This is a genomic window from Pseudomonas sp. Pseu.R1 (assembly GCF_045764065.1).
Taxonomy (GTDB): Bacteria; Pseudomonadota; Gammaproteobacteria; order Pseudomonadales; family Pseudomonadaceae; genus Aquipseudomonas.
On the sequence record NZ_JBJGEE020000001.1, the window covers coordinates 466,247 to 492,125 of the forward strand.

Here is a 25,879-nt window from a genome sequence, read left to right on the forward strand (position 1 = left end):
CCATGCATGAAGGACTGATCCTGTGCCGATTCCTGCATTTCGGCGCAGTGTTGCTTCTGTTCGGCAGCGATGTGTTTCGCTACGTGTTGTTCAAGGCTTTACTGCCAGGCACTGAGTCTCGCCCCGCGCGATGGTGTGTTGAAAAAGCTCAAGGCGCGCTGGCTGCGATGGCGCTGCTCAGTGCCTTGGGCTGGCTGATGCTGACGGCGGCGAACATGGCGGATGACTGGCACGACGCACTGGACCTGCACACCAACGCGCTGGTGCTGGGCCATACGTTTTTTGGCCACGTGTGGGGCGTTCACTTGCTGCTTAGCCTGTTGGCGCTGATTTGCCTCCCGCGTTGCGCCCCGCGTCACCGACTGCTGATCAGCACGTTGTTGCTGCTGACGCTGGCGCCGGTGGGGCATGGTGCCATGTTCGACGGCACCCAAGGCGCACTGTTGATTGTGAACCAAATGTTGCACCTGATCGGCACGGGCACCTGGCTTGGCGGGCTTCTGATGCTCACGGTCCTGCTGATGCGTCCTGATGACATAGACCTGCGGGCGATTCTGGCGCGCTTCAGCGGCATCGGCTATGCCCTCGTGGCGGTGATTATCGTGACCGGCATGATCAACGTTCGCGCGCTGAGTGGCGGCTTTTGGCCCGACCCGGCGCTGGCGGGATTCGGACAGGTACTGGCGATCAAGGTCGCCATGGTGCTGTGCATGCTCGCCCTGGCCGGCCTCAACCGCAGCCTGGCCCGCGCCCAGACGTTGCAGGTAGCGTGGTTGCGCGTCAGTGTCGTGCTGGAAGGCCTGTTCGGCGCGGCGGCGCTGGCTGCGGTTTCCCTGCTGGGCACCCTGCCGCCGATGCTGGGCTGAATTTGAACGCAAGAGTCGGGGTTTCAGCGTGGCGTCCACGGATTAACCTTTGAATCCCACGCTCTCCCAAAGGAATCGACCATGGCCCGGCGCAGTTTTCAACCCGACACCCGACAGACACAAGACGATCCCCGCTGGGCAGCGGTGCTCGCCAGGGATCCGGCTGCCGACAGCCAATTCGTCTATGCCGTGCGCACCACAGGTGTGTACTGTCGACCGAGCAGCGTGTCGCGCTTGCCTCGCCCCGAAAACGTGGTGTTCTTCGACACCGCCGAGCAAGCCGAAGCCGCAGGCTACCGCGCCAGCAAGCGCGCGACGGGTGACCAGACACAGTTGACGGAGCATTACGCTGCGCTGGTGGAACAGGCCTGTCGACAGATCGCCAGCGCCGAGCAGCCACTGGGCCTCAATGCACTGGCTGATCAGGCCGGCATGAGCCCCTGGCATTTTCATCGGGTGTTCAAAACCGTGACCGGAGTAACGCCCAAAGCCTGGGCCAACGAGCACCGCGCCCACAGGATTCGTGCCCGTCTGGGCGATGGGCGCACCATCACCGAAGCGATGTACGACGCAGGTTTCAATTCCAACAGCCGCTTTTACGAGACCAGCGACCAACTGCTGGGGATGACCCCCTCGGACTATCGCAAGGGCGGTGGCAAAGACGCCATCCACTTTGCCATCGGCGAGTGCTCGCTCGGCTCGATTCTGGTCGCCCAAAGCCCTCGGGGCGTCTGCGCGATTCTGTTGGGGGATGACCCCGAGCAATTGCTCATCGATCTGCAAGACCAGTTTCACGCTGCAACGCTGATCGGTGACGACCCCGATTTTGCGCGCGTCATTGCCCAGGTGGTGGGCTTCATCGAAGCGCCGGGCGTTGGCCTGGACCTGCCGCTGGATTTGCGGGGCACCGCGTTTCAGCAGCGAGTCTGGCAGGCGCTGAAAGACATCCCTCCGGGTACGACGGTCAGTTACGCGCAGATCGCACACCGCATCGGCGCACCCAAATCATTTCGCGCAGTGGCACAAGCGTGCGGCGCGAACCATCTGGCCGTAGCAATTCCATGCCATCGCGTGGTGCGCAGCGACGGTGCGCTCTCGGGTATCGCTGGGGGGTGGAACGCAAGCGCCAGTTGCTGGAACGCGAAAACCAGGCAACCTCAGGTAACAGCTTGGCCCTTGAGAAAACATGACAGGCGCGTAAGTTTTGAGCAGGATTTCAGACCGAGGAGCATGGACGTGCCAGCCATTTTTCAATCGTCGACCAATGCCGCACCTGCCTTCTGGCTGATCGCCGATCAGCTCAACACCCGTAATGAGACCGAACGCCTGGCGTACATTCGCACCGGTTTTCCTCCCGGATGGGTCAAGGCGGTACGCACCGCGTTTCAATTGAGCAACAGCCAGCTTGAACGGTTGCTCAATGCGTCGATGTCAACGCTGGAGCGGCGCCTGAAAGAGCGACGGCCGCTGGACATCGTCAGTTCCGAGCGCCTTGACCGCATCGCCTCGCTGGCCGTTCGCGCGGCTGAAGTGTTCAACGACCAGCAAACCGCCCAGCACTGGATCATCTCCCCCAATCGAGCCCTGAACGACCAGACGCCGATTACATTGTGCGAAACCGACATTGGCGCCCTGCAGGCCAGACGGGTGCTGGCGGCGCTGGAACATGGCGGTGTCGTCTGATGCAGGCCTGGAGGATCGCCAAGGCCGAGGCCATTTCAGACTTCTCCGGCGACGGCGCAGCGCTTTATGGGGGTCGCTGGAACCATCCCGAATACCCCGCCCTGTATTTGGGTTTGAGCCCTGCGGCCTGCGCACTGGACGCCGTAATCATTGCCGGGCACTTGCCCGCTCTGCCGCTGAAATTAATGCACCTTCAACTGCCCGCTGATCCAGAGCTGTATCTGGAGCCCCCGTTCGCGCATCTGCCCGCTGGCTGGAATTCACTTCCGCCCGACAGGCCTTCCATGACGTTTGGCAGCGACTGGTTGGCGCGCGGCGAGCAGCTCGGGTTGATCCTGCCGTCGGCCACGGTGGAAAATGCCCATTGCGTATTGATCAACCCCAAACACCCCGCCTGCGCACGGATCGAGGTGCTAAAGGTCACAGACTTCGAGTTGGGTCGCCCTGTGAGGACGGCGCCTTATCGCTGAGTGTCGACCACCACCCGCCCGCGCACCTGCCCATCCATCAATCGATGGGCGGTGTCGATCACCTCACCGAGGCCAATCTCGTGGGTGATCAGCGCGAGCGCGTCACGATCGAGATCGGTCGCCAAGCGGCCCCAGGCCGCAATACGGTCCTGTCGTGGACGCATCACACTGTCGATGCCCGCCAGCGTGACTCCACGCAGAATGAACGGTGCGACCGAGGCGGGAAACTCCATGCCCTGCGCCAGCCCGCAGGCCGCGACGGTACCCCAGTAACGGGTGCTGGCGCAGACGTTGGCCAAGGTGTGACTGCCCACGGAGTCGATTGCTGCGGCCCAGCGCTCTTTGGCCAACGGACGGCCCGGCTCGGACAACGTGGCGCGATCAATGATTTCGGCCGCACCCAGTTGCTGGAGGTAGCCAGCTTCAGCCATACGGCCCGTCGACGCCACGACGCGATAACCCAGCTTCGCAAGAATGGCGATAGAAAAGCTGCCGACACCGCCATTGGCGCCCGTCACTAGCACGTCACCCTTGTCTGGCGTCACACCGTTTTTCTCCAGCGCCATGACCGCCAGCATTGCCGTGTAGCCCGCCGTTCCGATGGCCATCGCCTGGGAAGCAGAAAACGCGTTTGGCAGCGGGATCAACCATTTGCCTTGCAGACGCGCCATCTGTGCCAGCCCGCCCCAATGGCCTTCCCCCACGCCCCAACCGTTGAGCAGTACCTGATCGCCCGGCTTGAAATCCGGGTCGCTGCTCGCCTGCACAGTCCCCGCCAGATCGACACCCGGCACCATGGGAAAACTGCGTACGATGGGGCCTTTGTTGGTAATGGCCAGCGCGTCCTTGTAGTTCAACGTGCTGTGGGAAACCCTTACGGTCACATCGCCCGGAGGCAGCTGCGCTTCGTCGATGGTGCTGAGTTTGACGTGATAGCCAGTGTCGTCCTTGTCGATCAGAATGCCGTTGAACATGCCTTGCCTCCGGTATAGACCAATCGTCTATAAATGAAGCCGGAAAATCACCGTGGCAAGCCACGGAGAAATCCGGCGATGAATGTATTGAGAGGAGCGTCGCTTTGAACCAGCCGGGCACGCAGCACTGCGCCTTCCCAGCTGATCCAGAAATAGGCCGCAAGCTCGGCACAGTCGGTATATCGAGGCAATTCGCCCGCCTGTTTGGCAGCCTCGAAACATGTGCACAGACGCCGTTGCCAGTCGAGAAAAATGGCTTCCAGGGCGTCACGGAAACCGTCTGGCAACACACTGACTTCCTGCCCCATGTTGCCGACCATGCAACCACGACGGTAGCCGTAGCGCGCCATGCTGGCCTTGGAGTGCTGAACGAAACCGGCCAACCGCTCCAGCGGCGACAGCGTCTCGTCCAACAGCCAGCGGTCCAGCCGACGGGCGAAATACCCGGCATAGCTGTTCAGCACATCGAGGCCGAAGGCTTCTTTGCTGGCGAAATAGTGATAGAACGAGCCTTTGGGCACGCCGACGCGCTTGAGAATGCCGTCGATGCCAGTGGCCATGAAACCCTGTTCGGTCAGCACCTCGACACCGCAGCGAATCAACGCTTCACGGGTGTCGAAGTCGTCGGGACGGGCAATTTTCGGAGGACGCCCGGGGCGCCTTGGCTTTGCAGGAGAGTCAGTCATAGGGTTGCATATTAGACTGACCGTCTATTAAATCAACCGGACTTTTCCAGAACGCTAAAAACAAACGTTTGTCGCATCCTCATGACCGCGACCCCATTTGGAGAAACTGCCCATGATCGCCTGGCCCAACACACGCCTGCTCAAGTTGTTTGGCATTGAAGTCCCCATCCTGCTTGCCCCGATGGCCGGCGCCGCAGGCTCCGCACTTGCCATTGCCGTGGGCAAAGCCGGTGGATTGCCCTCGTTGCCCTGCGCGATGCTCAGTCACGAACAGATTCGCGAAGAGGTGGCGTTGATTCGCGCCGGAACTCGCGCGCCGCTGAACCTCAACTTCTTCAGCCACCAGAATCCCGAGCCGAACCCTGCGGGCGACAAGGTCTGGAAGGATCAGCTCAAGCCCTACTATCAAGAACTGGGCGCCGACTTCGATGCTCCGACGCCTGTGTCCAACCGCGCCCCGTTCGATGAAGCCAGCTGTGCACTGGTTGAAGAACTCAGGCCCGAAGTGGTCAGTTTTCATTTCGGACTGCCTTCTGCCGAATTCGTCCACCGAGTAAAAGCCACTGGCGCCGTCATCCTGTCTTCCGCCACGACAGTCGATGAAGCCGTCTGGCTGGAACAGCACGGTTGTGACGCGATCATCGCCATGGGCGTTGAAGCCGGTGGCCATCGCGGCATGTTCCTCAGCGATCAACTGCACACTCAGGTCGGTACGCTCGCGCTGGTGCCCCAGGTCGTCGACGCGGTCAACGTTCCAGTCATTGCTGCCGGAGGCATCGCTGACAGTCGCGGGATCGCGGCTGCGTTCATGCTCGGTGCGTCAGCCGTGCAATTGGGTACGACGTACCTGTTCACCCCTGAAGCCAAGGTGTCGAAGCTGCACAAGGCCGCATTGGCCTCGGCCAAAGACAGCCAGACCGCACTCACCAACCTGTTCACCGGACGCCCCGCCCGCGGCATCGTCAACCGCATCATGAGCGAGATCGGCCCGATGAATGCCAACGCGCCCGCATTCCCCACGGCAGGCGGCGCGCTGATGCCACTGCGCAGCAAGGCCGAGCCTCAAGGCAACGATGGCTTCATGAACCTATGGGCCGGTCAGGCGGTAGGGATCAAGCATTCACTTTCCGGGGAGGCGCTGACCCGCCAATTGGCGATTCAAACTCTGGAACGGCTGGGTGGCGTCAGAAACTGACTGCCGAGGCAAACTTCAGGCTTCCTTGAGGTGCTCACTCGCTATATATTTCGATGCATAGCGTTTGGCCTGTATCGGGTTGACGTCCGTCATCACCTCATAAAAACACCATGGAGCTGCTTCAATGCGCGCAACGTCCCTTCGCCTCACATCCAAAACGCTCAAATCTTTGGCCATCGCCGTCGCGGCCTTCTCGGTCAGCAGCGCGTTCGCCGATGAAGTGCAGGTCGCCGTCGCGGCCAACTTCACCGCGCCCATCCAGACCATCGCCAAGGATTTCGAAAAAGACACCGGTCACAAGCTGGTGGCTTCTTTCGGCGCCACGGGCCAGTTCTACACCCAGATCAAGAACGGCGCGCCGTTCGAAGTGTTCCTCGCCGCTGACGACACCACCCCGGCCAAGCTGGAAAGCGAGAACGAGATCGTCAAAGGCTCGCGCTTCACCTACGCCGTCGGCACCCTGGCGCTATGGTCGGCCAAAGAAGGCTACGTCGACGACAAGGGCGCCGTGCTGAAGAAAAACGAATACCAACACCTGTCGATCGCCAACCCTAAAGCCGCGCCGTATGGCCTGGCCGCCACTCAGGTGCTGGAAAAAGAAGGCCTGACCGAAGCCACCAAAGCCAAGATCGTCGAGGGCCAGAGCATCGCCCAGGCCTATCAATTCGTGCAGACCGGCAACGCCGAGCTGGGTTTCGTTGCCCTGTCCCAAGTCTACAAGGATGGCAAGCTGACCAGCGGTTCGGCGTGGATCGTCCCGGCCAACCTGCATGAACCGATCAAGCAAGACGCTGTGATCCTCAACAAGGGCAAGGACAACGCCGCCGCCAAAGCGCTGATGGACTACCTCAAAGGCCCGAAAGCCGCTGCGGTGATCAAGTCCTTCGGATACCAGCTGTAAATGCCGCTGGGCAGTGCCGATCTGGCGGCCATCTGGCTGACGCTGAAACTGGCGTCGTTGACCACCGTGATTCTGTTGATCGTCGGCACCCCCATCGCGTTGTGGCTGGCCCGCACCCGCTCTTGGCTCAAAGGGCCAGTGGGCGCGGTGGTGGCGCTGCCGCTGGTGCTGCCACCCACGGTGATCGGGTTCTATCTGTTACTGCTGCTCGGCCCGAACGGTGCGCTGGGGCAATTCACCCACAGCATCGGCCTGGGCACGTTGACGTTCAGCTTCAGTGGCCTGGTGATCGGCTCGGTGCTGTATTCGATGCCGTTCGTGGTGCAGCCGCTGCAAAACGCATTCGTGGCCATCGGCCCGCGACCGCTTGAGGTGGCTGCAACCCTGCGGGCCAGTCCGCTGGACACCTTCTTCTCGGTCGTGCTGCCGCTGGCGCGCCCCGGTTTCATCACTGGCGCGATCCTGGGCTTTGCCCATACCGTCGGCGAGTTTGGCGTCGTGCTGATGATTGGCGGCAACATCCCGGAGAAAACCCGAGTGGTGTCGACCCAGATCTACAACCACGTCGAGTCCATGGAATACGCACAGGCCCACTGGCTGGCCGGTGCCATGCTCGTGTTTTCCTTTCTGGTTCTGTTGGCGCTCTACTCCAGCGGCAAGACCAAAGCAGCCTGGAGCTGACAGCCATGACCGCTTCCATCGAATTGCACCTGAACGTGGACTTCCCCGAATTTTCCGTGAACGTCGATCTGTCCCTGCCAGGGCACGGCGTTACGGCGCTGTACGGCCATTCCGGCTCTGGCAAGACCACGTGCCTGCGTTGCATCGCCGGGCTGGAAAAAGCCTCCAGCGGTTTCATTTCGATCAATGGCGAGGTCTGGCAGGACAGCGCCAAGGGCGTCTTCGTCCCACCGCATAAACGCTCGCTGGGCTACGTGTTTCAGGAGGCCAGCCTGTTCCCGCACCTGACCGTGCGCGGCAACCTGGAATTCGGCCTCAAGCGCATTGCGGCCAGTGAGCGGCGAGTGGATCTGGAACAGGCGACCACCCTGCTCGGGATCGATCATCTGCTGGCTCGGCAGCCCGACAAGCTGTCCGGTGGCGAACGCCAGCGCGTCGGCATCGCCCGCGCCCTGCTGACCAGCCCGCGCCTGTTATTGCTCGACGAGCCGCTCGCGGCGCTGGACGCCCACCGCAAAAGCGAAATCCTGCCATATCTGGAACGCCTGCACGACGAACTGGACATCCCGATGCTGTACGTCAGCCACTCGCAGGATGAAGTGGCGCGGCTGGCGGATCATCTGGTGCTGCTCAGCGGCGGCAAGGCGCTTGCCAGTGGCCCAATCGCCGAAACCCTCGCCCGCCTCGACCTGCCGCTGGCCATGGGCGATGACGCCGGTGTGGTCATCGAAGGCGCCGTGATTGCCTACGATGCCGCTTACCATTTGGTGACCGTGCGCATCCCGCGTAGTGACTTGACGTTGCGCGTCGCGCACACCTCACTGGAAATGAACAAGCCGCTGCGTTTCAAAGTTCAGGCGCGCGACGTCAGCCTCAGCCTGCAACCGGAGGACCAGAGCAGCATTCTCAATCGCTTGCCGGTGACGGTGGTGAGTGAGATCCCCGCCGACAACGCCGCCCACGTGCTGGTGCGGCTGGACGCTGCCGGTACGCCGCTGCTGGCCCGAATCACCCGCTATTCCCGTGATCAGCTACAACTGCACCCCGGCCAATCGCTCTGGGCGCAGATCAAATCGGTAGCCCTGCTGGCCTGACCCTGCTAAAAATCCGGCACGTCTGCGCAACCGAGTGGTCCATCGAAAGACCAACGCTCGGAACTGCCACTCATGCCGGACACCACCCCCTTCGAAGACCTGCCCAAAGACCTGCATTATGTCGATGACAGCCTGCCGGGCATCACGCGCAAGATCTTGCGGGGCAAATTCGCCTATTTCGACACCGACGGCGTACGCATTCGAGACGAGGCGCAGATCAAACGCATCAACGCGCTGGTGATCCCTCCCGCCTATAAGGACGTGTGGATCTGCGCCGACCCCCAAGGTCACCTTCAGGCTACCGGGCGTGACGCGCGGGGTCGCAAACAATACCGCTATCACCCACGCTGGAGAGAAGTCCGGGATGAAAACAAATACTCGCGGATGATCGCGTTCGGCCTCGCGCTGCCCAAGGTACGCAAGCAAATCGAAGCGCAACTGGCGACTCCTGGCATGGGGCGGGAAAAAGTGATGGCAGCGGTGGTTTCGTTGCTCGATCAGACGCTGATCCGCATAGGCAACAGCCAATACGCCCGAGACAATCGTTCCTATGGCCTGACCACCCTGCGCAACAAACACGTTGATGTGCATGGCAGCAAAATCCTGTTCCAGTTTCGCGGCAAAAGCGGCGTCGAACATCAGGTCAGCGTCACCGACCGGCGCCTGGCGAACATCATCAAACGCTGCATGGAGCTGCCGGGGCAGAATCTGTTTCAGTATCTGGACGATGAGGGCCAGCGCCACACCGTCAGCTCCCATGACATCAATCAATACCTGCACCAACTGACCGGCGCCGATTTCACCGCCAAGGACTATCGCACCTGGGCTGGCAGCGCGATGGCTCTGGCGACGTTGCGCAAGCTCGATTGGGAACCGGAAGCCGACGCCAAGAAGCACATCGTCGCCATGGTCAAGGAAGTCGCCCGACTGCTGGGCAACACCCCGGCGGTCTGCCGCAAATGCTACATCCACCCGGCGGTTCTGGAAGCGTTCGTGATCGGCGAATTGGCCAAACTGCCCCGCTCGCGCCAACGCAAGGGCCTGCGTCTTGAAGAGGCCGCACTGGCGGGCTTTCTCAAAGGCTTGCAAGTCGCCGAGGCGCTCCCCAAAGACGAATCCTGACTCGCGACCAGACCACCAACGCAGGTAAGCTCCCTGCACTGATTTCAGACCAAGGCCCGCCCATGACCACTGCGCCAAACTTGCCTGACGAGGCCCACGCACAGCCAGGTGTATCACTTACCGTCGCCCCGGACAGGCCCGGCTTCGTCCACGTGCGCGGCGCTCGCGAGCACAACCTCAAGGACGTGGACGTCGACATTCCGCGCGACGCGTTGGTGGTGTTCACCGGGGTGTCTGGCTCGGGCAAGTCGTCGCTAGCGTTTTCGACGCTTTACGCCGAGGCTCAGCGCCGTTATTTCGAATCGGTCGCGCCTTATGCGCGACGACTGATCGATCAGGTCGGCGTGCCCAACGTCGACTCCATCGACGGCCTGCCGCCTGCCGTGGCCTTGCAACAACAGCGGGGCACACCGAGCACGCGCTCGTCGGTGGGCAGCGTAACGACTCTGTCGAGTCTGATCCGCATGCTCTACTCCCGCGCCGGTGAGTACCCTGCCGGGCAACAGATGCTCTACGCCGAAGACTTCTCGCCCAACCTGCCCCAAGGCGCGTGTCCTGAATGCCATGGTCTGGGCCGCGTGTATGAAGTGCCCGAAGAACTGATGGTGCCCGACGATTCCCTGACCATCCGCCAGCGGGCCGTGGCTTCATGGCCGCTGGCGTGGCAAGGCCAGAACCAGCGGGACATTCTGGTGACGCTGGGCTACGACGTCGACATCCCGTGGCGCGACCTGCCGAAGAAACAGCGCGACTGGATTCTGTTCACCGAAGAACAGCCCACCGCCCCGGTCTATGCCGGGATGACGCCCAAGCAAACCCGCCAAGCCCTGAAGCAAAAGCTCGAACCCAGCTACCAAGGCACGTTCATGGGTGCACGGCGTTACGTACTGCATACCTTCACCCACTCGCAAAGCGCGCTGATGAAAAAGCGCGTTTCGCAATTCATGCGCGGCAGTCCTTGCCCAGTGTGCAACGGCAAGCGTCTGAAACGGGAAGCACTTTCGGTGAAGTTCGCAGGGCTGGACATCGGCGAGCTGTCACAGATGCCGCTGCTGCGGGTAGCCGAGATCCTCCGACCTGTGGCAGCAGGCAACGCCGAAACCGATGCCTCCATCGAGAAAAAGCTCGCCGCCCAGCGGCTCGCTCAGGACCTCTTGGCCCGCGTCAGCACGCTGACCGAACTCGGCCTTGGCTACCTCGCCCTCGATCGCAGCACGCCGACCCTCTCCTCTGGCGAACTGCAACGCTTGCGCCTGGCGACACAACTGGGCTCGCAATTGTTCGGCGTCATTTATGTGCTCGACGAACCGTCCGCAGGCCTACACCCCGCTGACAGCGAAGCGCTGTTCAGCGCCCTTCAGCAACTCAAGGCCGCGGGCAACTCATTGTTCGTCGTTGAACACGATCTGGACACCATGCGCCGGGCTGACTGGCTGGTGGACGTCGGACCGGCAGCGGGCGAGCACGGGGGCCGCGTGTTGTACAGCGGCCCACCGGCAGGCCTCGCCCAGATTGTCGCGTCGAAAACCCGAGAGCATTTGTTTGCCGATTACAGTGCATTGCGCACGGAACGTCGCGCGGCCAAAGACTGGTTACGCCTGGAAGGCGTCACCCGCAACAACCTCAGCGACCTGACCGCCGAATTTCCTTTGGGTTGCTTTACCTCCGTCACGGGCATTTCCGGCTCAGGCAAATCCAGCCTCGTGAGCCAGGCACTGCTCGAACTGGTAGGCGCAGAACTCGGACGCCCCGCTCCGACGGCCGATCAAGAAGAGCCGAGCCTGGAAGACGACGCCCCGCAATTGACCGGCGGACGCATCACCGGCGGCCTGGCATCGATCAAACGCCTGGTGCAAGTCGACCAGAAGCCCATCGGCCGTACCCCACGCTCCAACCTTGCGACCTACACCGGCCTGTTCGACAACGTGCGCAAACTGTTCGCTGCCACCGACGCCGCCAAAGCAGCCGGCTACGACGCCGGACAGTTCTCGTTCAACGTTGCCAAAGGTCGCTGCGAACAGTGTGAGGGCGAGGGCTTCGTCAGCGTGGAATTGCTGTTCATGCCCAGCGTCTATGCGCCCTGCCCGACTTGCCACGGCGCGCGCTACAACCCGGACACGCTCGCCGTGCAGTGGCACGGTCTTGACATTGCACAAGTCTTGCAATTGACCGTAGAGCAGGCCGTCGACGTGTTCGCCGAACAGCCCGGCGTGCTGCGCTCACTGCTCACGCTACGTGACATTGGCCTGGGTTACCTGCGCCTCGGACAACCTGCCACTGAACTTTCCGGCGGCGAAGCGCAACGCATCAAGCTGGCGACGGAACTGCAACGCAATGCGCGGGGCGCCACACTCTATGTGCTGGATGAGCCCACTACGGGCCTGCACCCGAGCGACGTCGATCGGCTGCTCAAGCAATTGAATACGCTGGTGGACAATGGCCATACCGTCATCGTCGTGGAACACGAAATGCGCGTCGTGGCACAAAGCGACTGGGTAATCGATATCGGGCCGGGCGCAGGCGATCAGGGCGGGAGGATTGTCGTCAGTGGTGCGCCGGAACAGGTTGTCACGAGCAAAGAAAGTCGGACTGCACCGTTTCTCGACAAGGCCCTCGGACATTCGTGAGGATTTTGCCCAATGGTCAATAACCCTGTTCAATCAGCGAATGAGCTGCCGCATCTTCAGCCGAAATCCACGGCGGCTGCTGGCTGCTGCGACAAGACGTCAAAAACGCTTTGGTTCGTTCGTGATTGAGGCGCTGACCGGTGGCCTTAAGCTGTTCAAACAGTTCACCCGGCATACCGTAAAAGCCGCACTCTTTGCAGTGTCTGACCGCGAATTGGCCAACGGTGGAAATCTCTCTGTCCTGTAGATCGCAAATGACGCACGTCATCGCCAGTTCCTCCTTGATCTGTCATCCAGCGAACGTTACTGATTCTTTCAGCCGACTTCAACGACTGGCCGATGAAGTGCGCGCACAGCGAGTGCGATGCTCAAGGCCGCCCACGCACGCTACGAACAACAAACAGGGCATGCTACCGTCGTGATGACAGCGAAACACGTCCAAGACAGGAAGGAGAAAAAGATCACTCCGGCGAAGTGATTGCGGACCAGCCACAGAGAGAGAAACCAAAGGCCGCGTCTCTGCAACCCTTGCTTTAGATGGTGCCCCGAGCCGGAGTCGAACCGGCACATCCTTTCGGACGACGGATTTTAAGTCCGGTGTGTCTACCAATTTCACCATCAGGGCAATGTTGCGGGCCAGACATGCAATCCCGAAAACTTGGGAGACCGCGTGTACCGACAAGAGGTGGGAATATATACATCCCCACTCATTGAAGCAAGCTTGAAACGCTTCAAAATGCGTCTGACATGCATGTTCAGCGCAAATAAAAAAGCTCTGTAAATCAACGATCTACAGAGCTCATTTATAGTGGAGGCCGAGGTCGGAATCGAACCGGCGTAAACGGATTTGCAATCCGCGGCATAACCATTTTGCTACTCGGCCCCAAACATTCAGCACTCTAACCGCTAGCGCTCAATGCGTACAAACTGGAGCGGGAAACGAGACTCGAACTCGCGACCCCGACCTTGGCAAGGTCGTGCTCTACCAACTGAGCTATTCCCGCTTGGTGTGGGCGCCATTCTATAGATTCAAATGACCCCGTCAACCCCTTGATTTAAAAATACTTATTTTTCTTCGGCGGTTATCCGCAAGTGCGGCCAAGCCGCCCGCAAATACTGCATCATCGACCACAGCGTCAGCCCTGCTGCCACCATCAGCAACACATACCCGATCACTACCCAAAAGGTAAACGCCGGCGGGTTGGCTAACAAAATCACCAGCGCCAGCATTTGCGCTGCCGTTTTCCATTTACCCAGATTCGACACGGCCACCTGAGCACGCGCCCCGATTTCTGCCATCCACTCGCGCAGTGCGGAAATCACGATCTCACGCCCAATGATCACCGCCGCAGGCATCGTCAACCAGAAGTTGGCGTGGACCTGAACGAGCAATACCAGTGCCACGGCCACCATCAGCTTGTCGGCCACCGGATCCAGAAACGCACCAAACGGCGTGCTTTGTTCGAGACGACGAGCCAGATAGCCGTCCAGCCAGTCAGTGGCAGCCGCCAACGCGAAAACAGAACTGGCCGCCATGTAGCTCCAGTGATACGGCAGATAGAACAGCAGAATGAAGATCGGAATCAGCAAGACACGTAATACGGTGATCAGATTAGGGATATTCATTGGCACAACTGGCTACAAGGTGAGCGGGCATTCTACTCGCTGTGCAGGCTGGCATAAATCGACTCTGCAAGCTTTTTGCTGATTCCAGGCGCCTTGGCGATTTCTTCGATGCTCGCGCGGGACAATTCCTGCAACCCGCCGAAGTGCTTCAACAGGTCGCGACGCCGTGTCGGCCCCACACCTGCCACGCCTTCCAGCGTCGAGGTGCGACGGGTCTTGCCTCGACGAGCACGGTGCCCGGTAATCGCAAAGCGGTGAGCCTCGTCGCGGATCTGCTGAATCAAATGCAGCGCAGGAGAGTCTCCACGCAGGGTGAATTCGTTGGCCGCTTCGTTGAGGTACAGCGTCTCGAAACCGGCCTTACGCGTCGTACCTTTCGCCACGCCCAGCAAGATAAGATCGGGCACCGCCAGCTCATTCATGACCTCACGCGCCATGTTCAACTGCCCTTTGCCGCCGTCCACCAGCAAAATGTCCGGGAGCTTCCCTTCCCCGTCCTTGATCTTGCCAAAGCGCCGGGTGAGCGCCTGATGCATGGCCGCATAATCATCGCCGGCTGTCACGCCTTCGATGTTGTAACGACGGTAGTCTGACTTGATCGGCCCTTCAGGACCAAAGACCACGCACGATGCGACCGTCGCCTCGCCGCTGGAATGGCTGATGTCATAGCACTCAAGACGTTGCGGCGGCTCGTCGAGCTTGAGCACGTCTGCCAATGCGTCGAACCGGGCGGCAACGTGTTGTCGGTTCGCCAGGCGCGCTGCCAGTGCCTGCTCGGCGTTGGTGACCGCCAGTTGCTGCCAGCGTGCCCGCGTGCCGCGCACCCGATGGCTGATGGTGATCTCGCGACCACGGGACGCCTCGATGGCTTCGATCAACGCCGGGAAATCTTCGTTGACCACGTTGACGATCACCTCGCCCGGCAGCTCGCGCTCGCCACCGCCCAGAAAGTATTGCGCCAGAAATGCCGACATGACTTCGCCGACCTCTTCTTCAATGCCGACTTGGGGGAAAAAGTTCTTGCTGCCCAGCACCCGGCCGCCCCGTACGCTGATCAAGTGCACGCACGCCCCACCCGGGTTGACGAATGCCGCCACCACATCGACATCACCGGTTCCGCCTTCCATGCTTTGTTGGTCCTGAACTCGGCGCAGCAACGCGATCTGATCGCGTAATTCGGCAGCGTGCTCGAAATCGAGGGCCATCGCGGCCTTTTCCATCGACGCATTGAGTTCGTCACTCAACGCATTGCTGCGCCCTTCCAGGAACATGACCGAGTGACGCACATCTTCGGCATAAACCAGAGGCTCGACGAAGCCGACGCACGGCGCCTTGCAGCGCTTGATCTGATACTGCAGGCAAGGGCGCGTGCGGTTCTTGTAGAAGCTGTCTTCGCACTGACGCACATGAAAGGTCTTTTGCAGAATGCTCAGGCTTTCGCGAATCGCTCCGGCGCTCGGATATGGCCCGAAATACCGCCCTTTCGCTTTCTTGGCACCACGATGAATGCTCAGACGCGGAAACTCGCCGTCGGACAAATGCACATAAGGGTAGGATTTGTCGTCACGCAACAGAATGTTGTACGGCGGCCGCGTTTCCTTGATCAGCGTCTGCTCCAGCAACAGCGCCTCAGTCTCGTTGGCGGTGATGGTGGTTTCGATCTGGGAGATGCGCGCAACCAGCGCACCGGTCTTTGGCGCGTGCCCCGTCTTGCGAAAATAGCTGGAAAGACGCTTCTTAAGGTTCTTGGCCTTGCCGACATACAGCAACCGCCCGTCGGCATCGAACATGCGATACACGCCAGGACGGCCACTGCAAGTGGCCAAAAAAGCGCTGGGATCAAACGGTGGGTTCATTTCAGGCGCTGGCATCGACCATGCCGTGACGGACAGCCAGCAAAGCCAGCTCTACGTCACTGCCAATCGACAGTTTCTCGAAGATGCGGTAACGGTAAGTGTTCACGGTTTTGGGAGAAAGGCAAAGCTTGTCGGAAATGGTCTGCACTTTTTGGCAGCCAACGATCATCAGGGCGATCTGGATTTCCCGCTCGGAGAGCAGGTCGAACGGCGAGTTGCTGGTTTGTGGCTGAAACGATTTCAACGCCAATTGCTGGGCAATCTGCGGGCTGATGTAACGCTGGCCGGCGAACACCAGGCGAATGGCCTGAACCATTTCCGTCAGTCCTGCACCCTTGGTCATATACCCGGCGGCGCCCGCCTGCAACAGCCGCGTGGGAAACGGATCTTCCTCGCACACGGTCACAGCCACCACTTTCATGTCAGGGTGGCTGCGTATCAATTTACGCGTGGCCTCCAGCCCGCCGATGCCAGGCATTTTCACGTCCATCAGGACGACATCCGGTTTAAGCTCACGAGCCTTCTTGAGAGACTCCTCACCGGATTCGGCCTGCCCAACGACCTGAAGATCGTCGATGTCCGCCAGCATGCGCGTGATACCTGTCCGAACCAGATCATGGTCATCGACAACCAGCACCCTAATCAAGCAGACACCTCACGGAACGATTTATGACGAATGCTCGCCACCTTAGCAAAAAGAAAGTGCATGACCTAGCGCGAAAACGTTGTTCGACTGGCCATGACAGATGGTCTGTAAAGATACCGACACGCTAGCATTACCGACCAATGAACTTGCAAAAAATCTTCAAACGCACGCTTGCGAGCGAACTCAGTCCTCCTCCGGTTCAGGCTTTTTTTCAGGCGCGTAGGTGGCCTTGTATTCGGCCAGCGTGGTGGTCAGGCGCCGAATGGCATCCTGATCTTCTTTGACCAGCGTTCTGTAACTGCCCAGCACCCACTCTTCCACTTCACTGAGGTTTTCGATTGGCGCGGGTGTCCGCGAACCGGTCAGTACATACAGGACATCGACGCCCTTCGCCGCGACGGCTGCCAGATAATCGGCCTTGGGCGTGCGGTCACCATTTTCGTATTTACCCTGCGCATTGGGCTCGACACCGCCGATTTCTCCAAACGCTCGTTGTGATAACCCCAAGCGCTCGCGTTCTTCCCTAAGACGGGCTCCAATTCCACTCATTTGAATGCACAACCTTGTTGACCCCATCCTTACGAATGGTAGAATCCAGATAAATTTAAACAGACTTGAACGGTTTTGAACTATGCCCGGAATACGCACCGCAGCACAAGCCAAGGCCTGGCTGGAACAACAGGGTAAATCTGTTCAAGAGTTTGCCCGGGAAAACAGCGTTGACCCGGCCACGACTTACCAGATTCTTTCTGGCCGTAAGAAAGGTCGTCGCGGCGAATCCCATAAAGTTGCGGTGCTATTAGGAATGAAGATCGGCGTAATACCGACATCGCCGTCGACTAAGTCAGACATATCCTTGGAATAAGTTGTTTTCGGCTTTGTTCATGTAGGAATGTTCTTCGCAAAAGAGAGTATGCGAGCGTTCAGTTGGAGTAACGACAACTGAACGCTAGTCGACGCGTTCCATCCAGAATAGCGCTGACTCCTCTCCCGCAAAGGTGTAACCCAGCCTCAAGTACAAGTCAGTCGCCGGGTTGCTCTTGAACACTTTCAAACGAGTACGCCCACACCCTCTGTCTCTGGCCATCTGCGAGACGCGATCCATGACCCATGCCCCTACCCCTTCGCCACGATGAGCCTCGATCAACTGGATATCGCGCACATATAAATATCCGCGCTCAATGGTCAGCCCCAGAAAGCCAATCACTGCGCCTTCTTTTTCAACCAGATAACTTTCACGGGTCCACCATTGAGCGTCGAATGCATCCGGCTGCCAGATCAATCCATAACGGGCGTAATATTCTCGCATGTTGACGCGGGTCAGCTCTCGTGCAAACGCAAGATCCTCGGCCTTGGCCGGAGACAGACGAAGTCTTCGCTCTTTCAGTGCCGCTCTCATCGCTGCAGTACTCTTTCCAGCCTCAGGCGATTCCAGTCTGGCCACGATTCAGACTCACCTCAATCATGATCATTGAAATTTCCAATTGATCGTCCGCATGCCCTGAAGTAAGCTCGCCGACATTCCACGGAGACAAACCATGTTGCTTTCCATCCTTTCACAGCCTGCACACTCTGCCGACGCCTCGCGTCAGGCGGCGACGCTGGCTGCATGGGAAGCAACCACCGCTGGCTCCCCGGCTTCTTATTTTTATGGGTATTGGTTTAGCCACTGGCGCGCCTGATACCCAAACGGCGCCCACGAATCACGGGACGCCACCAGAGAACACTCTAACCCCCGGTCGGCCTCCCGACCGGGGGTTTTGTTTTTTTGGCTTCAACACACTGATCAACGCTTCGAATCGAGGAAACATCACATGAACTACAGCACCTATTACCGCAGCGACATCGACTTTGCATGGCGATTTAGCAACCTCCGTTCGGGACAGCCTGCCGCCTCCGATCGGTCACTCACAGGTGGCGAATCAACACGTACAGCCCTCACGACCCTTTGTCGAACACCCCAGTAGGTCCGCGCGGGAAACGCCCGCCGACCAGGAAGCCCTGCTCATGAATTCGTCCGTCGCTGCAAAAAATCTGTCAGACCTGCCAAGCCACCCTGTCACCCTGATCGACAGCCACCCTGCTCCCCTGCGCCTGCCCAGTACACTGGCTCTGAAAAACCAGTTGCCACTGGACGCCGCTTCAAACGCCCAAGTCGCCAGCCACCGCCAATCGGTGCGCGCCATTCTCAACGGGGAAGACACCCGATTGCTGGTGGTCGTTGGCCCCTGCTCGATCCACGATCCGCAATCGGCTCTCGAATACGCCGAGCGTCTGGCGAATCTGGCCACCGACGTCAGCGACCAGATGCTGCTGGTGATGCGTGCCTACGTTGAAAAACCGCGCACCACCGTAGGCTGGAAAGGCCTGGCTTACGATCCGCATCTGGATGGCAGCGATGACATGGTCGGCGGGCTGACGCTGTCGCGGCAATTGATGCGCGAAATGATTGGCCTCGGCCTGCCCATCGCCACTGAGTTGCTTCAGCCCATGGCCGCCGGTTATTTCGATGACCTGCTGAGCTGGGTCGCCATCGGCGCGCGCACCACCGAATCGCAGATTCACCGTGAGATGGCCAGCGGCCTGCACATGCCCGTCGGCTTCAAGAACGGCACGGACGGCGGCGTTTCAGTGGCTTGCGATGCGATCCGCTCTGCCGCTCACGCCCATCGTCATTTCGGTGTCGATCGCCACGGTCATCCGGCGATCATCGAGACTCAAGGCAACCCGGACACGCATATCGTATTGCGCGGTGGTCATGCCGGGCCGAACTACGACGCAGACAGCGTTGCCCGCGTCAACGCGAGCCTGGACAAACATCGCATCGCAGCGCGAATCATGGTCGATTGCAGCCATGCCAACAGCGGCAAGGATCCGCTGCGTCAGCCACAGGTGTTCAACGACGTATTGCAGCAGCGCCTGGCGGGTGATCGCACCCTGATCGGCATGATGCTTGAAAGCCACCTGTTCGAAGGCTGCCAGCCTTTGAGCGAATCGCTGCGCTATGGCGTTTCCGTCACTGACAGCTGCCTGGGCTGGGAAGGCACCGAACGGTTGCTGCGCGATGCGGTCGACAAACTGCGCTACAGATAAGCCCGTGGCTGAGGGAAGCAGGCGAACGCCCACGCCTGCTGACTGCCTGTCGACCTTACTGACAGCCCCAATCGCGTTATCGGCGCATCCGTCGGAACTTTCCTCGAGAAAACCTGCACTTAATCCGGTAGGCTCTTCCCTTTTTCACAGGAGTAACCTTCCCATGGCTAAAGCCACTGCCCGCCACATCCTTGTATCCACCGAAGAAAAATGCAACGAGCTCAAGGCTCAGATTGAAGGCGGAGCTGACTTCGCAGAAGTGGCTCGTGCCAACTCCAGTTGCCCATCGAGCCGCCAAGGCGGTGACCTGGGCTCTTTCGGTCCGGGCCAGATGGTCAAGGAATTCGACACCGTGGTCTTCAGCGCCCCGGTCAATGTGGTGCAAGGTCCGGTGAAAACCCAGTTTGGGTATCACTTACTGGAAGTGACCAGCCGTCAGGATTGATCCTGCAGCGGACATCTCGAAACGGCTCGCCCTGAAAAGCGGGCCGTTTCTATTTAGTGCGCCGCAAACCGGTGCTGTATCGATTCCGGCAAAGAACTTGCTTTATTTTGGCTCGTTCACGGATGTTTACCCGCATACGCGCGCGCAGCGCCTGTTCACGCTTGGAGCGTTCAGCCACCACAAGCAACGTGCGGTTACAAAGATCACGGTATTCCGGTACCTTGCCACCGGAGGTAACGAACAAGAACAAACGGAAAAAACCACCGGGCAGACGGCAATCGTTGGCCCATGACCTTCAACCCTGATGTTGTGCCGCAACGTCAGTCAGGATTTGTGTAATGCGTTTTGTTTTTTCATCGCTGATGGCTGCAACACTCCTCCTGGTTTCGGGTTTTCAGTCCCTGTCCGCCGCACCGCAACATGCCTTGACCGTGTACGGCGAAGCGCCGCGTTACCCGGCGAACTTCAAGCATTTCGACTACGTGAACCCCGATGCCCCAAAAGGCGGCAGCATGCGCCGTTCGGCGCAGGAAATCGGTCAGTTCGACCACATCATGCCGTACATCGATAAAGGGACAGGCGTCTCTCAGGTCAATGGCCTCCTTTACTCGCCCTTGGCGTTCAAGTCTCTTGACGAGCCTTACACCGTCTACGGCCTGATCGCCGAAAAAATGGAGCGGGCACCGGATGGCATGTCGCTGCGCTTCTATCTCAACCCCAAGGCAACGTTTTCCGACGGCACGCCTATCACGGCCGAGGACGTGCGCTTCACTTATAACCTGCTGATGACCCAGGGCAGCCTGTCGTATCGCACCGAGTTCGGCGACGTTCAGGGCGTTGAAGTGGAATCGCCGACCACGATCCGTTTCGATTTCAAGACCAACGAGAGCCGCACCCTGCCCCTGGACCTGGCGTCGCTGCCGGTGTTTCCGGAGCATTACTGGAAGGACAAGGATTTCGCCAACGGCGGCGGTTTCGAGATTCCAGTGGGCAGTGGTCCCTATCGCATCGGCAAGGTCGATCCGGGCCGCAGCATCACCTTCGAACGTAATCCTGACTGGTGGGCCAAGGACCTACCAGTCAATCGCGGGCTGTACAACTTCGATCACTTCAGCGTCGAGTATTTCGGCGACACCGACGTCGCTCGCCAAGTTTTGCTGGGCGGCGGTTACGATTACAACCGCGAATATTCCGCCACCGGCTACGCGGTGCGTTACGACAGCCCGGCCCTGACCGAAGGCCGCCTGCAACGCGGGCAACTGGCACCGGGGGCGGTACAAAGCTCCCAGGGCTTCGTGTTCAATCTGGACCGACCCAAGTTTCAGGACCGCCGCGTGCGCGAAGCGCTGGCCATGCTCTGGGACTTCGAATGGACCAACAAACAGATGATGCGCAACGGCTACGTGCGTCAGAACAGCTATTTTTCCAACAGCGATCTGGCGGCCACTGAGCTGCCGAGCGAGTCCGAGCTGAAGATTCTTGAACCGCTGCGCGGCCAGGTTCCGCCGGAAGTGTTCACCACGGTGTTTCATACCCCGAAAACCGATGGCAGCGGCTTCATTCGCGATAAACAGCTACAGGCGCTGGCGTTGCTCGAAGAGGCGGGCTGGATGCCGAAAGGCGACAAACTGGTGAATGCCGAAGGCGAAGCCCTGAGCTTCACCTTCCTCAATGGCCAAAGCGGTTTCGAGAAGATTCTGCTGCCGTACAAGCGCAATCTTGCACAGATCGGCATCGATTTCGAAATCCGTCGCATCGACTCCGCGCAGTACCTGAACCGGGTCATGGCACGGGATTACGACATGATCGTCACCGGTTACGGCGTGTCGACCTCTCCCGGCCTGGAGCTGTACAACAACTTCGGCTCTAAAGTGGCCCGGGACTCAGGCTCCAGCAACTACATGGTGCTGCGAGACCCGGCCGTTGACAGCCTGATCGAAGGCCTGGCCAAGGCCGACAGCAAACCGGCCATGATCGATTATGCCCACGCACTGGACCGCACGTTGCAATGGGGTTTTTACTGGATTCCCAACTATTACCCGCCCGGCTCATCAACCGTGTGGTGGAACCGCTTCGGCATTCCCAAGGTACAGGCGGCCAACAGTGAAGCCATCGACACCTGGTGGGAATTGAGTCCGCAAGCGCTGACCAAAGACCAATTTGCCCAGCAACGTGGCAATTCGGCCCTGCCTTGGGAGATGAAGTGATGTTCGGCTATCTGATGCGGCGCCTGCTGCTGATCATTCCGACGCTGTTCGCCATTTTGCTGGTGAACTTTTTCATCGTGCAGGCGGCTCCCGGTGGCCCGGTAGAGCAGGCTATCGCCAAGCTGCAAGGTGTGGCGGGCGGCACGATTGGCGCCGGACACACGGAAACCATGAACGCGGGCCAATCCCGCGCCAGTCGGGGCCTGGACCCCAAACTGATCAAGGAAATCGAGCACCAATACGGCTTCGACAAGCCGCTGCACGAACGCCTGTGGCTGATGCTCAGTCACTATGCACGGCTGGATTTCGGTAACAGTTTTTTCCGTGGCGCCAAGGTCACCGACCTGATCCTGCAAAAGATGCCGGTCTCTATCTCACTGGGGCTATGGGCGACGTTGATCACCTATCTGGTGTCGATTCCGCTGGGCATTCGCAAGGCGGTCAAGCACGGCAGCCATTTCGACATCTGGAGCAGCACGGCCATTGTGATCGGTTACGCGATGCCCGCCTTTCTGTTCGCGATGCTGTTGGTGGTGCTTTTCGCAGGCGGCACATCGTTGAGCTGGTTCCCGGTGCGTGGCCTGGTGTCGGAAAACTTCGATCAGATGACCACGTTGGGCAAGATTGCCGATTATTTCTGGCACCTGGTCCTGCCGGTGGCCTCGCTGGTGATCGGTGGCTTCGCGACGTTGACCATTCTCACCAAGAACTCGTTTCTCAACGAAGTCACCCGGCAATACGTGGTCACCGCACGGGCCAAGGGCCTGAGTGAGCGTCGCGTGCTGTACGGGCATGTGTTCCGCAACGCGATGCTGCTGGTGGTGGCGGGCATTCCCCAGGCGTTCATCAGCGTGTTCTTTGCCGGATCACTGCTGATCGAGGTGATTTTCTCCCTCGATGGCCTCGGGCGCATGAGTTACGAAGCGGCTGTGTCCCGGGACTATCCGGTGGTGTTCGGCTCGCTGTTCATCTTTACCCTGTTCGGGCTGCTGATCAAACTGGTCGGGGACATCTGCTACACCCTGGTCGACCCCCGAATCGACTTCAGCGCGAGGAACGCCTGATGCGCAGACTGTCTCCGGTGGCTCGCCGACGTTTCGAGCGTTTTCGCAACAACCGCCGTGGCTGGTGGTCTCTGTGGCTGTTTTGCGGCCTGTTTGTCATCAGCCTGTGCGGCGAACTGATCGCCAACGACAAACCCTTAGTGCTCAGTTATCAACACGAACTGTACTTCCCTGCCTTCAAACGCTACACCGAGCAGGAGTTCGGCGGGCAACTGCCCTTCCAGCCGGACTACCGCAGCGACTACGTGCGCCAACTGATCAGCAAGGGCGATGGCTGGATGCTGTTCCCGCCGATCCCGTTCAGCGAAGACACGCCCAACTACGATCTGAACAAACCCGCGCCCAGTCCACCTTCCGAAATCAACTGGCTAGGGACGGATGATCAGGCGCGCGACGTGCTGGCCCGGGTGATTTTCGGTTCTCGGGTGTCGATCCTGTTCGCCCTCGCCCTGACGGTCATCAGCGCCCTGATCGGCATCGCCGCGGGGGCGTTGCAAGGCTACTACGGCGGCTGGGTCGATCTGATCGGTCAGCGCTTGCTGGAGGTCTGGTCGGGCCTGCCGGTGCTGTACCTGCTGATTATCCTGTCAGGTTTCGTCGAGCCGAACTTCTGGTGGTTGCTGGGGATCATGGCCCTGTTTTCGTGGCTGGCACTGGTGGACGTGGTGCGCGCCGAATTCCTCCGTGGCCGCAACCTGGAGTACGTGAAAGCGGCGCGGGCGCTGGGTCTGGACGACCGAAAAGTGATATTGCGACACATCCTGCCCAACGCCATGAACGCGACGCTGAGCTACCTGCCGTTCATTCTGACGGGCGCCATCTCGACCCTCACCGCGCTGGATTTTCTGGGCTTCGGCATGCCCGCAGGCAGTGCTTCGCTGGGCGAGTTGATCGGCCAGGGCAAGCAGAACCTGCAAGCGCCCTGGCTCGGTTTCACGGCTTTCTTCACGCTGGCGCTGATTCTGTCGCTGCTGGTGTTCATTGGCGAGGCGTTGCGTGACGCCTTCGACCCGAGGTCCTGACATGTCTGAAAACCTGATTGAAATCCGCGACTTGTCGGTCTCGTTCAATGGCAACACAGTGGTTAAAAACCTGAGCCTCGATATCCCTGCCGGGCAGTGTCTGGCCTTGGTGGGTGAGTCGGGGTCAGGCAAATCCGTCACCGCCCATTCGATCCTGCAACTGCTGCCGCAATCCGGAACGGTCAGCACAGGTAGTATCCGTTATCGAGGACAGGAGCTGCTCGGCGCCGATGGCAAGATGATGCGCCAGATTCGCGGCAACCAGATCGGCATGATCTTTCAGGAGCCGATGACCTCGCTGAACCCCTTGCACACCGTGGCCAAGCAGATTGGCGAGACCCTGTTGTTGCACAAAGGCCTGAGTGGCAAAGCAGCGCAGGCGCGCATCCTCGAATTGCTGGAAATGGTCGGCATTCAGCACCCCGAGAAGCGCCTGAAGGCCTATCCCCATGAGCTGTCCGGTGGGCAGCGTCAGCGAGTGATGATCGCCATGGCCCTGGCCTGCGAGCCGGAACTGTTGATCGCCGACGAACCCACGACCGCACTGGACGTGACCGTCCAGCGAAAAATCCTGTTATTGCTCAAGGCGTTACAGCAACGTCTCAACATGTCGCTTCTGTTGATCAGCCACGACCTCAACCTGGTGCACAGCATCGCCCAGAAGGTCTGTGTGATGCGCGCCGGTGAGATTGTCGAGCAGTCCAACTGCCAGAGCCTGTTCAAGAACCCGCAACACCCTTACAGCCGCCTGTTGCTGGATGCTGAACCGGCGGGCGAACCCTTGCCACGGGACACCCGCGAGAAAGTCCTTGAGGTGGACAATTTGCGCGTCTGGTTCTCGCTGGGGGGCGGGATTTTCAATCGCCACGTCGAGTACCTCAAGGCCGTCGACGACATCAGCCTGAGCATCGAGCGCGGCAAGACGCTGGGCATCGTCGGTGAGTCGGGTTCGGGCAAATCGACACTTGGTCAGGCAATCCTGCGTTTGCTGGAGTCCCGTGGCAGTATCCGCTTCAAGGGTTATGCGCTGGATCACCTCACCCAGAAACAGATGCGTCCGTGGCGCAAGCAGATGCAAGTGGTGTTTCAGGACCCTTACGGCAGTCTCAGCCCGCGCATGTCGGTGGCGCAGATCATCAGCGAGGGGCTGGAGGTTCACAGCGAACTGGACAAGGTGTGTTGCGAAGCCGAGGTGGTTCGCGTGCTGGAGGAAGTCGGGATCGACCCCTTGAGTCGGCACCGCTACCCCCACGAGTTCTCCGGCGGTCAACGGCAACGCATCGCCATCGCCCGCGCTCTGGTGCTTAAACCTGCCCTGATTCTGCTCGACGAACCCACGTCGGCGCTGGATCGTACCGTGCAAAAACAGGTGGTGGCGTTGTTGCGTCAGTTGCAGGAGAAGCATGGCCTGACGTACCTGTTCATCAGCCACGATCTGGCGGTGGTCAGGGCACTGGCGCACGATCTGATCGTGGTCAAGGACGGCAAGGTGGTCGAACGTGGCGCCAGTCACGATGTGTTCGACGCGCCCCAGCATCCGTACACCAAGGAATTGCTGGCAGCGGCACATCCGGGTTTCAACTGAATAAAAGCGATCACCAGCAGTCTGTGCGGCCAGATG

The 25,879-nt window shown here is 59.8% G+C and carries 25 protein-coding genes, 3 tRNA genes and 1 pseudogene; 18 read left to right on the forward strand and 11 right to left on the reverse strand.

Annotation, left to right across the window (positions count from 1 at the left end; genetic code table 11):
* Positions 1-2 precede the first annotated feature (2 nt).
* The 4 genes and pseudogenes from copD to ACI5GA_RS02270 all read left to right on the forward strand — a co-directional run bounded on the left by copD (position 3) and on the right by ACI5GA_RS02270 (position 3,019).
* On the forward strand, positions 3-866 hold the full coding sequence (gene copD, locus ACI5GA_RS02255) for a copper homeostasis membrane protein CopD (RefSeq protein ID WP_421421476.1): 864 nt from the start codon (positions 3-5) through the stop codon (positions 864-866).
* 81 nt (positions 867-947) lie between these two features.
* Positions 948-2,056, forward strand: a pseudogene (ada, locus tag ACI5GA_RS02260) (bifunctional DNA-binding transcriptional regulator/O6-methylguanine-DNA methyltransferase Ada).
* 40 nt (positions 2,057-2,096) lie between these two features.
* The gene (parS, locus tag ACI5GA_RS02265; RefSeq protein WP_421421478.1) at positions 2,097-2,549 is read left to right on the forward strand and encodes a type II RES/Xre toxin-antitoxin system antitoxin; all 453 of its coding nucleotides are present in this window, start codon (positions 2,097-2,099) and stop codon (positions 2,547-2,549) included.
* On the forward strand, positions 2,549-3,019 hold the full coding sequence (locus ACI5GA_RS02270) for an RES family NAD+ phosphorylase (RefSeq protein WP_421421480.1): 471 nt from the start codon (positions 2,549-2,551) through the stop codon (positions 3,017-3,019). The genes parS and ACI5GA_RS02270 overlap by 1 nt, the downstream gene beginning before the upstream one ends.
* On the opposite strand, the gene ACI5GA_RS02275 is transcribed toward ACI5GA_RS02270, so the two are convergent.
* Complete coding sequence (locus ACI5GA_RS02275) at positions 3,010-3,993, reverse strand: MDR family oxidoreductase (protein ID WP_404632144.1); 984 nt, start codon at positions 3,991-3,993, stop codon at positions 3,010-3,012. The two genes, ACI5GA_RS02270 and ACI5GA_RS02275, sit on opposite strands and share 10 nt — an antisense overlap.
* 47 nt (positions 3,994-4,040) lie before the next feature.
* A complete protein-coding gene (locus ACI5GA_RS02280) occupies positions 4,041-4,679 on the reverse strand; it encodes a TetR/AcrR family transcriptional regulator (RefSeq protein ID WP_421421482.1) in 639 nt (212 codons plus the stop codon).
* 112 nt (positions 4,680-4,791) lie between these two features.
* On the opposite strand from ACI5GA_RS02280, the gene ACI5GA_RS02285 reads away from it, so the two are divergent.
* The 6 genes from ACI5GA_RS02285 (at position 4,792) to ACI5GA_RS02310 (ending at position 12,299) form a co-directional block, all read left to right on the forward strand.
* Positions 4,792-5,874, forward strand: coding sequence for an NAD(P)H-dependent flavin oxidoreductase (locus tag ACI5GA_RS02285; RefSeq protein WP_404632148.1), 1,083 nt, complete (start codon positions 4,792-4,794; stop codon positions 5,872-5,874).
* 124 nt (positions 5,875-5,998) lie between these two features.
* Positions 5,999-6,775, forward strand: coding sequence for a molybdate ABC transporter substrate-binding protein (modA, locus tag ACI5GA_RS02290; protein ID WP_421421484.1), 777 nt, complete (start codon positions 5,999-6,001; stop codon positions 6,773-6,775).
* The gene (gene modB / locus ACI5GA_RS02295) at positions 6,776-7,456 is read left to right on the forward strand and encodes a molybdate ABC transporter permease subunit (protein ID WP_404632152.1); all 681 of its coding nucleotides are present in this window, start codon (positions 6,776-6,778) and stop codon (positions 7,454-7,456) included.
* A 5-nt stretch (positions 7,457-7,461) separates the two neighbouring features.
* On the forward strand, positions 7,462-8,550 hold the full coding sequence (modC, locus tag ACI5GA_RS02300; protein WP_421421486.1) for a molybdenum ABC transporter ATP-binding protein: 1,089 nt from the start codon (positions 7,462-7,464) through the stop codon (positions 8,548-8,550).
* Between the two features lie 72 nt (positions 8,551-8,622).
* Positions 8,623-9,672, forward strand: coding sequence for a DNA topoisomerase IB (locus tag ACI5GA_RS02305; RefSeq protein ID WP_404632156.1), 1,050 nt, complete (start codon positions 8,623-8,625; stop codon positions 9,670-9,672).
* Positions 9,673-9,734: 62 nt separating this feature from the next.
* Positions 9,735-12,299: an excinuclease ABC subunit A gene (locus tag ACI5GA_RS02310; RefSeq protein ID WP_421421488.1), complete on the forward strand. Its 2,565-nt coding sequence runs from the start codon at positions 9,735-9,737 to the stop codon at positions 12,297-12,299.
* Positions 12,300-12,315: 16 nt separating this feature from the next.
* Here the strand turns inward: ACI5GA_RS02310 and ACI5GA_RS02315 are convergent, their stop codons facing one another.
* The 8 genes from ACI5GA_RS02315 to ACI5GA_RS02350 form a co-directional block, all read right to left on the reverse strand.
* On the reverse strand, positions 12,316-12,474 hold the full coding sequence (locus tag ACI5GA_RS02315; RefSeq protein WP_421421490.1) for a hypothetical protein: 159 nt from the start codon (positions 12,472-12,474) through the stop codon (positions 12,316-12,318).
* 363 nt (positions 12,475-12,837) lie between these two features.
* A tRNA-Leu gene (locus ACI5GA_RS02320) sits at positions 12,838-12,924 on the reverse strand.
* 184 nt (positions 12,925-13,108) lie between these two features.
* Positions 13,109-13,182 (reverse strand) — tRNA-Cys (locus tag ACI5GA_RS02325).
* 45 nt (positions 13,183-13,227) lie between these two features.
* Positions 13,228-13,303, reverse strand: a tRNA-Gly gene (locus ACI5GA_RS02330).
* Positions 13,304-13,364: 61 nt separating this feature from the next.
* Positions 13,365-13,925 (reverse strand): CDP-diacylglycerol--glycerol-3-phosphate 3-phosphatidyltransferase, encoded by a 561-nt coding sequence (gene pgsA / locus ACI5GA_RS02335; RefSeq protein ID WP_404632162.1) that lies wholly within the window; start codon positions 13,923-13,925, stop codon positions 13,365-13,367.
* A 32-nt stretch (positions 13,926-13,957) separates the two neighbouring features.
* Complete coding sequence (uvrC, locus tag ACI5GA_RS02340) at positions 13,958-15,781, reverse strand: excinuclease ABC subunit UvrC (RefSeq protein ID WP_404632164.1); 1,824 nt, start codon at positions 15,779-15,781, stop codon at positions 13,958-13,960.
* Position 15,782: 1 nt separating this feature from the next.
* Positions 15,783-16,427 (reverse strand): response regulator transcription factor GacA, encoded by a 645-nt coding sequence (gene gacA, locus ACI5GA_RS02345; RefSeq protein WP_421421493.1) that lies wholly within the window; start codon positions 16,425-16,427, stop codon positions 15,783-15,785.
* A 183-nt stretch (positions 16,428-16,610) separates the two neighbouring features.
* Complete coding sequence (locus ACI5GA_RS02350) at positions 16,611-16,976, reverse strand: helix-turn-helix domain-containing protein (RefSeq protein WP_404632168.1); 366 nt, start codon at positions 16,974-16,976, stop codon at positions 16,611-16,613.
* Between the two features lie 82 nt (positions 16,977-17,058).
* Here ACI5GA_RS02350 and ACI5GA_RS02355 point away from each other — a divergent pair, with 82 nt between their 5' ends.
* Positions 17,059-17,292: a DNA-binding protein gene (locus tag ACI5GA_RS02355; RefSeq protein WP_404632170.1), complete on the forward strand. Its 234-nt coding sequence runs from the start codon at positions 17,059-17,061 to the stop codon at positions 17,290-17,292.
* 84 nt (positions 17,293-17,376) lie between these two features.
* Here the strand turns inward: ACI5GA_RS02355 and ACI5GA_RS02360 are convergent, their stop codons facing one another.
* Complete coding sequence (locus ACI5GA_RS02360) at positions 17,377-17,826, reverse strand: GNAT family N-acetyltransferase (RefSeq protein WP_421421495.1); 450 nt, start codon at positions 17,824-17,826, stop codon at positions 17,377-17,379.
* Positions 17,827-17,965: 139 nt separating this feature from the next.
* Between ACI5GA_RS02360 and ACI5GA_RS02365 the strand changes: the two genes are divergently transcribed.
* The 7 genes from ACI5GA_RS02365 (at position 17,966) to ACI5GA_RS02395 (ending at position 25,843) form a co-directional block, all read left to right on the forward strand.
* Positions 17,966-18,109 (forward strand): hypothetical protein, encoded by a 144-nt coding sequence (locus ACI5GA_RS02365; protein ID WP_404632174.1) that lies wholly within the window; start codon positions 17,966-17,968, stop codon positions 18,107-18,109.
* 325 nt (positions 18,110-18,434) lie between these two features.
* A complete protein-coding gene (locus tag ACI5GA_RS02370; protein WP_421421498.1) occupies positions 18,435-19,520 on the forward strand; it encodes a 3-deoxy-7-phosphoheptulonate synthase in 1,086 nt (361 codons plus the stop codon).
* A gap of 163 nt (positions 19,521-19,683) precedes the next feature.
* A complete protein-coding gene (locus ACI5GA_RS02375; protein WP_404632178.1) occupies positions 19,684-19,965 on the forward strand; it encodes a peptidylprolyl isomerase in 282 nt (93 codons plus the stop codon).
* 338 nt (positions 19,966-20,303) lie between these two features.
* Positions 20,304-22,172: an extracellular solute-binding protein gene (locus ACI5GA_RS02380; RefSeq protein WP_421421500.1), complete on the forward strand. Its 1,869-nt coding sequence runs from the start codon at positions 20,304-20,306 to the stop codon at positions 22,170-22,172.
* Positions 22,172-23,236 carry a microcin C ABC transporter permease YejB gene (locus tag ACI5GA_RS02385; RefSeq protein ID WP_404632182.1) on the forward strand — a complete coding sequence of 355 codons (1,065 nt, stop codon included), beginning with the start codon at positions 22,172-22,174 and terminating at the stop codon, positions 23,234-23,236. Before ACI5GA_RS02380 ends, ACI5GA_RS02385 begins: the two co-directional genes overlap by 1 nt.
* On the forward strand, positions 23,236-24,258 hold the full coding sequence (locus ACI5GA_RS02390; protein ID WP_404632184.1) for an ABC transporter permease: 1,023 nt from the start codon (positions 23,236-23,238) through the stop codon (positions 24,256-24,258). The genes ACI5GA_RS02385 and ACI5GA_RS02390 overlap by 1 nt, the downstream gene beginning before the upstream one ends.
* 1 nt (position 24,259) lies before the next feature.
* Positions 24,260-25,843 (forward strand): ABC transporter ATP-binding protein, encoded by a 1,584-nt coding sequence (locus ACI5GA_RS02395; protein ID WP_421421502.1) that lies wholly within the window; start codon positions 24,260-24,262, stop codon positions 25,841-25,843.
* Positions 25,844-25,879 lie beyond the last annotated feature (36 nt).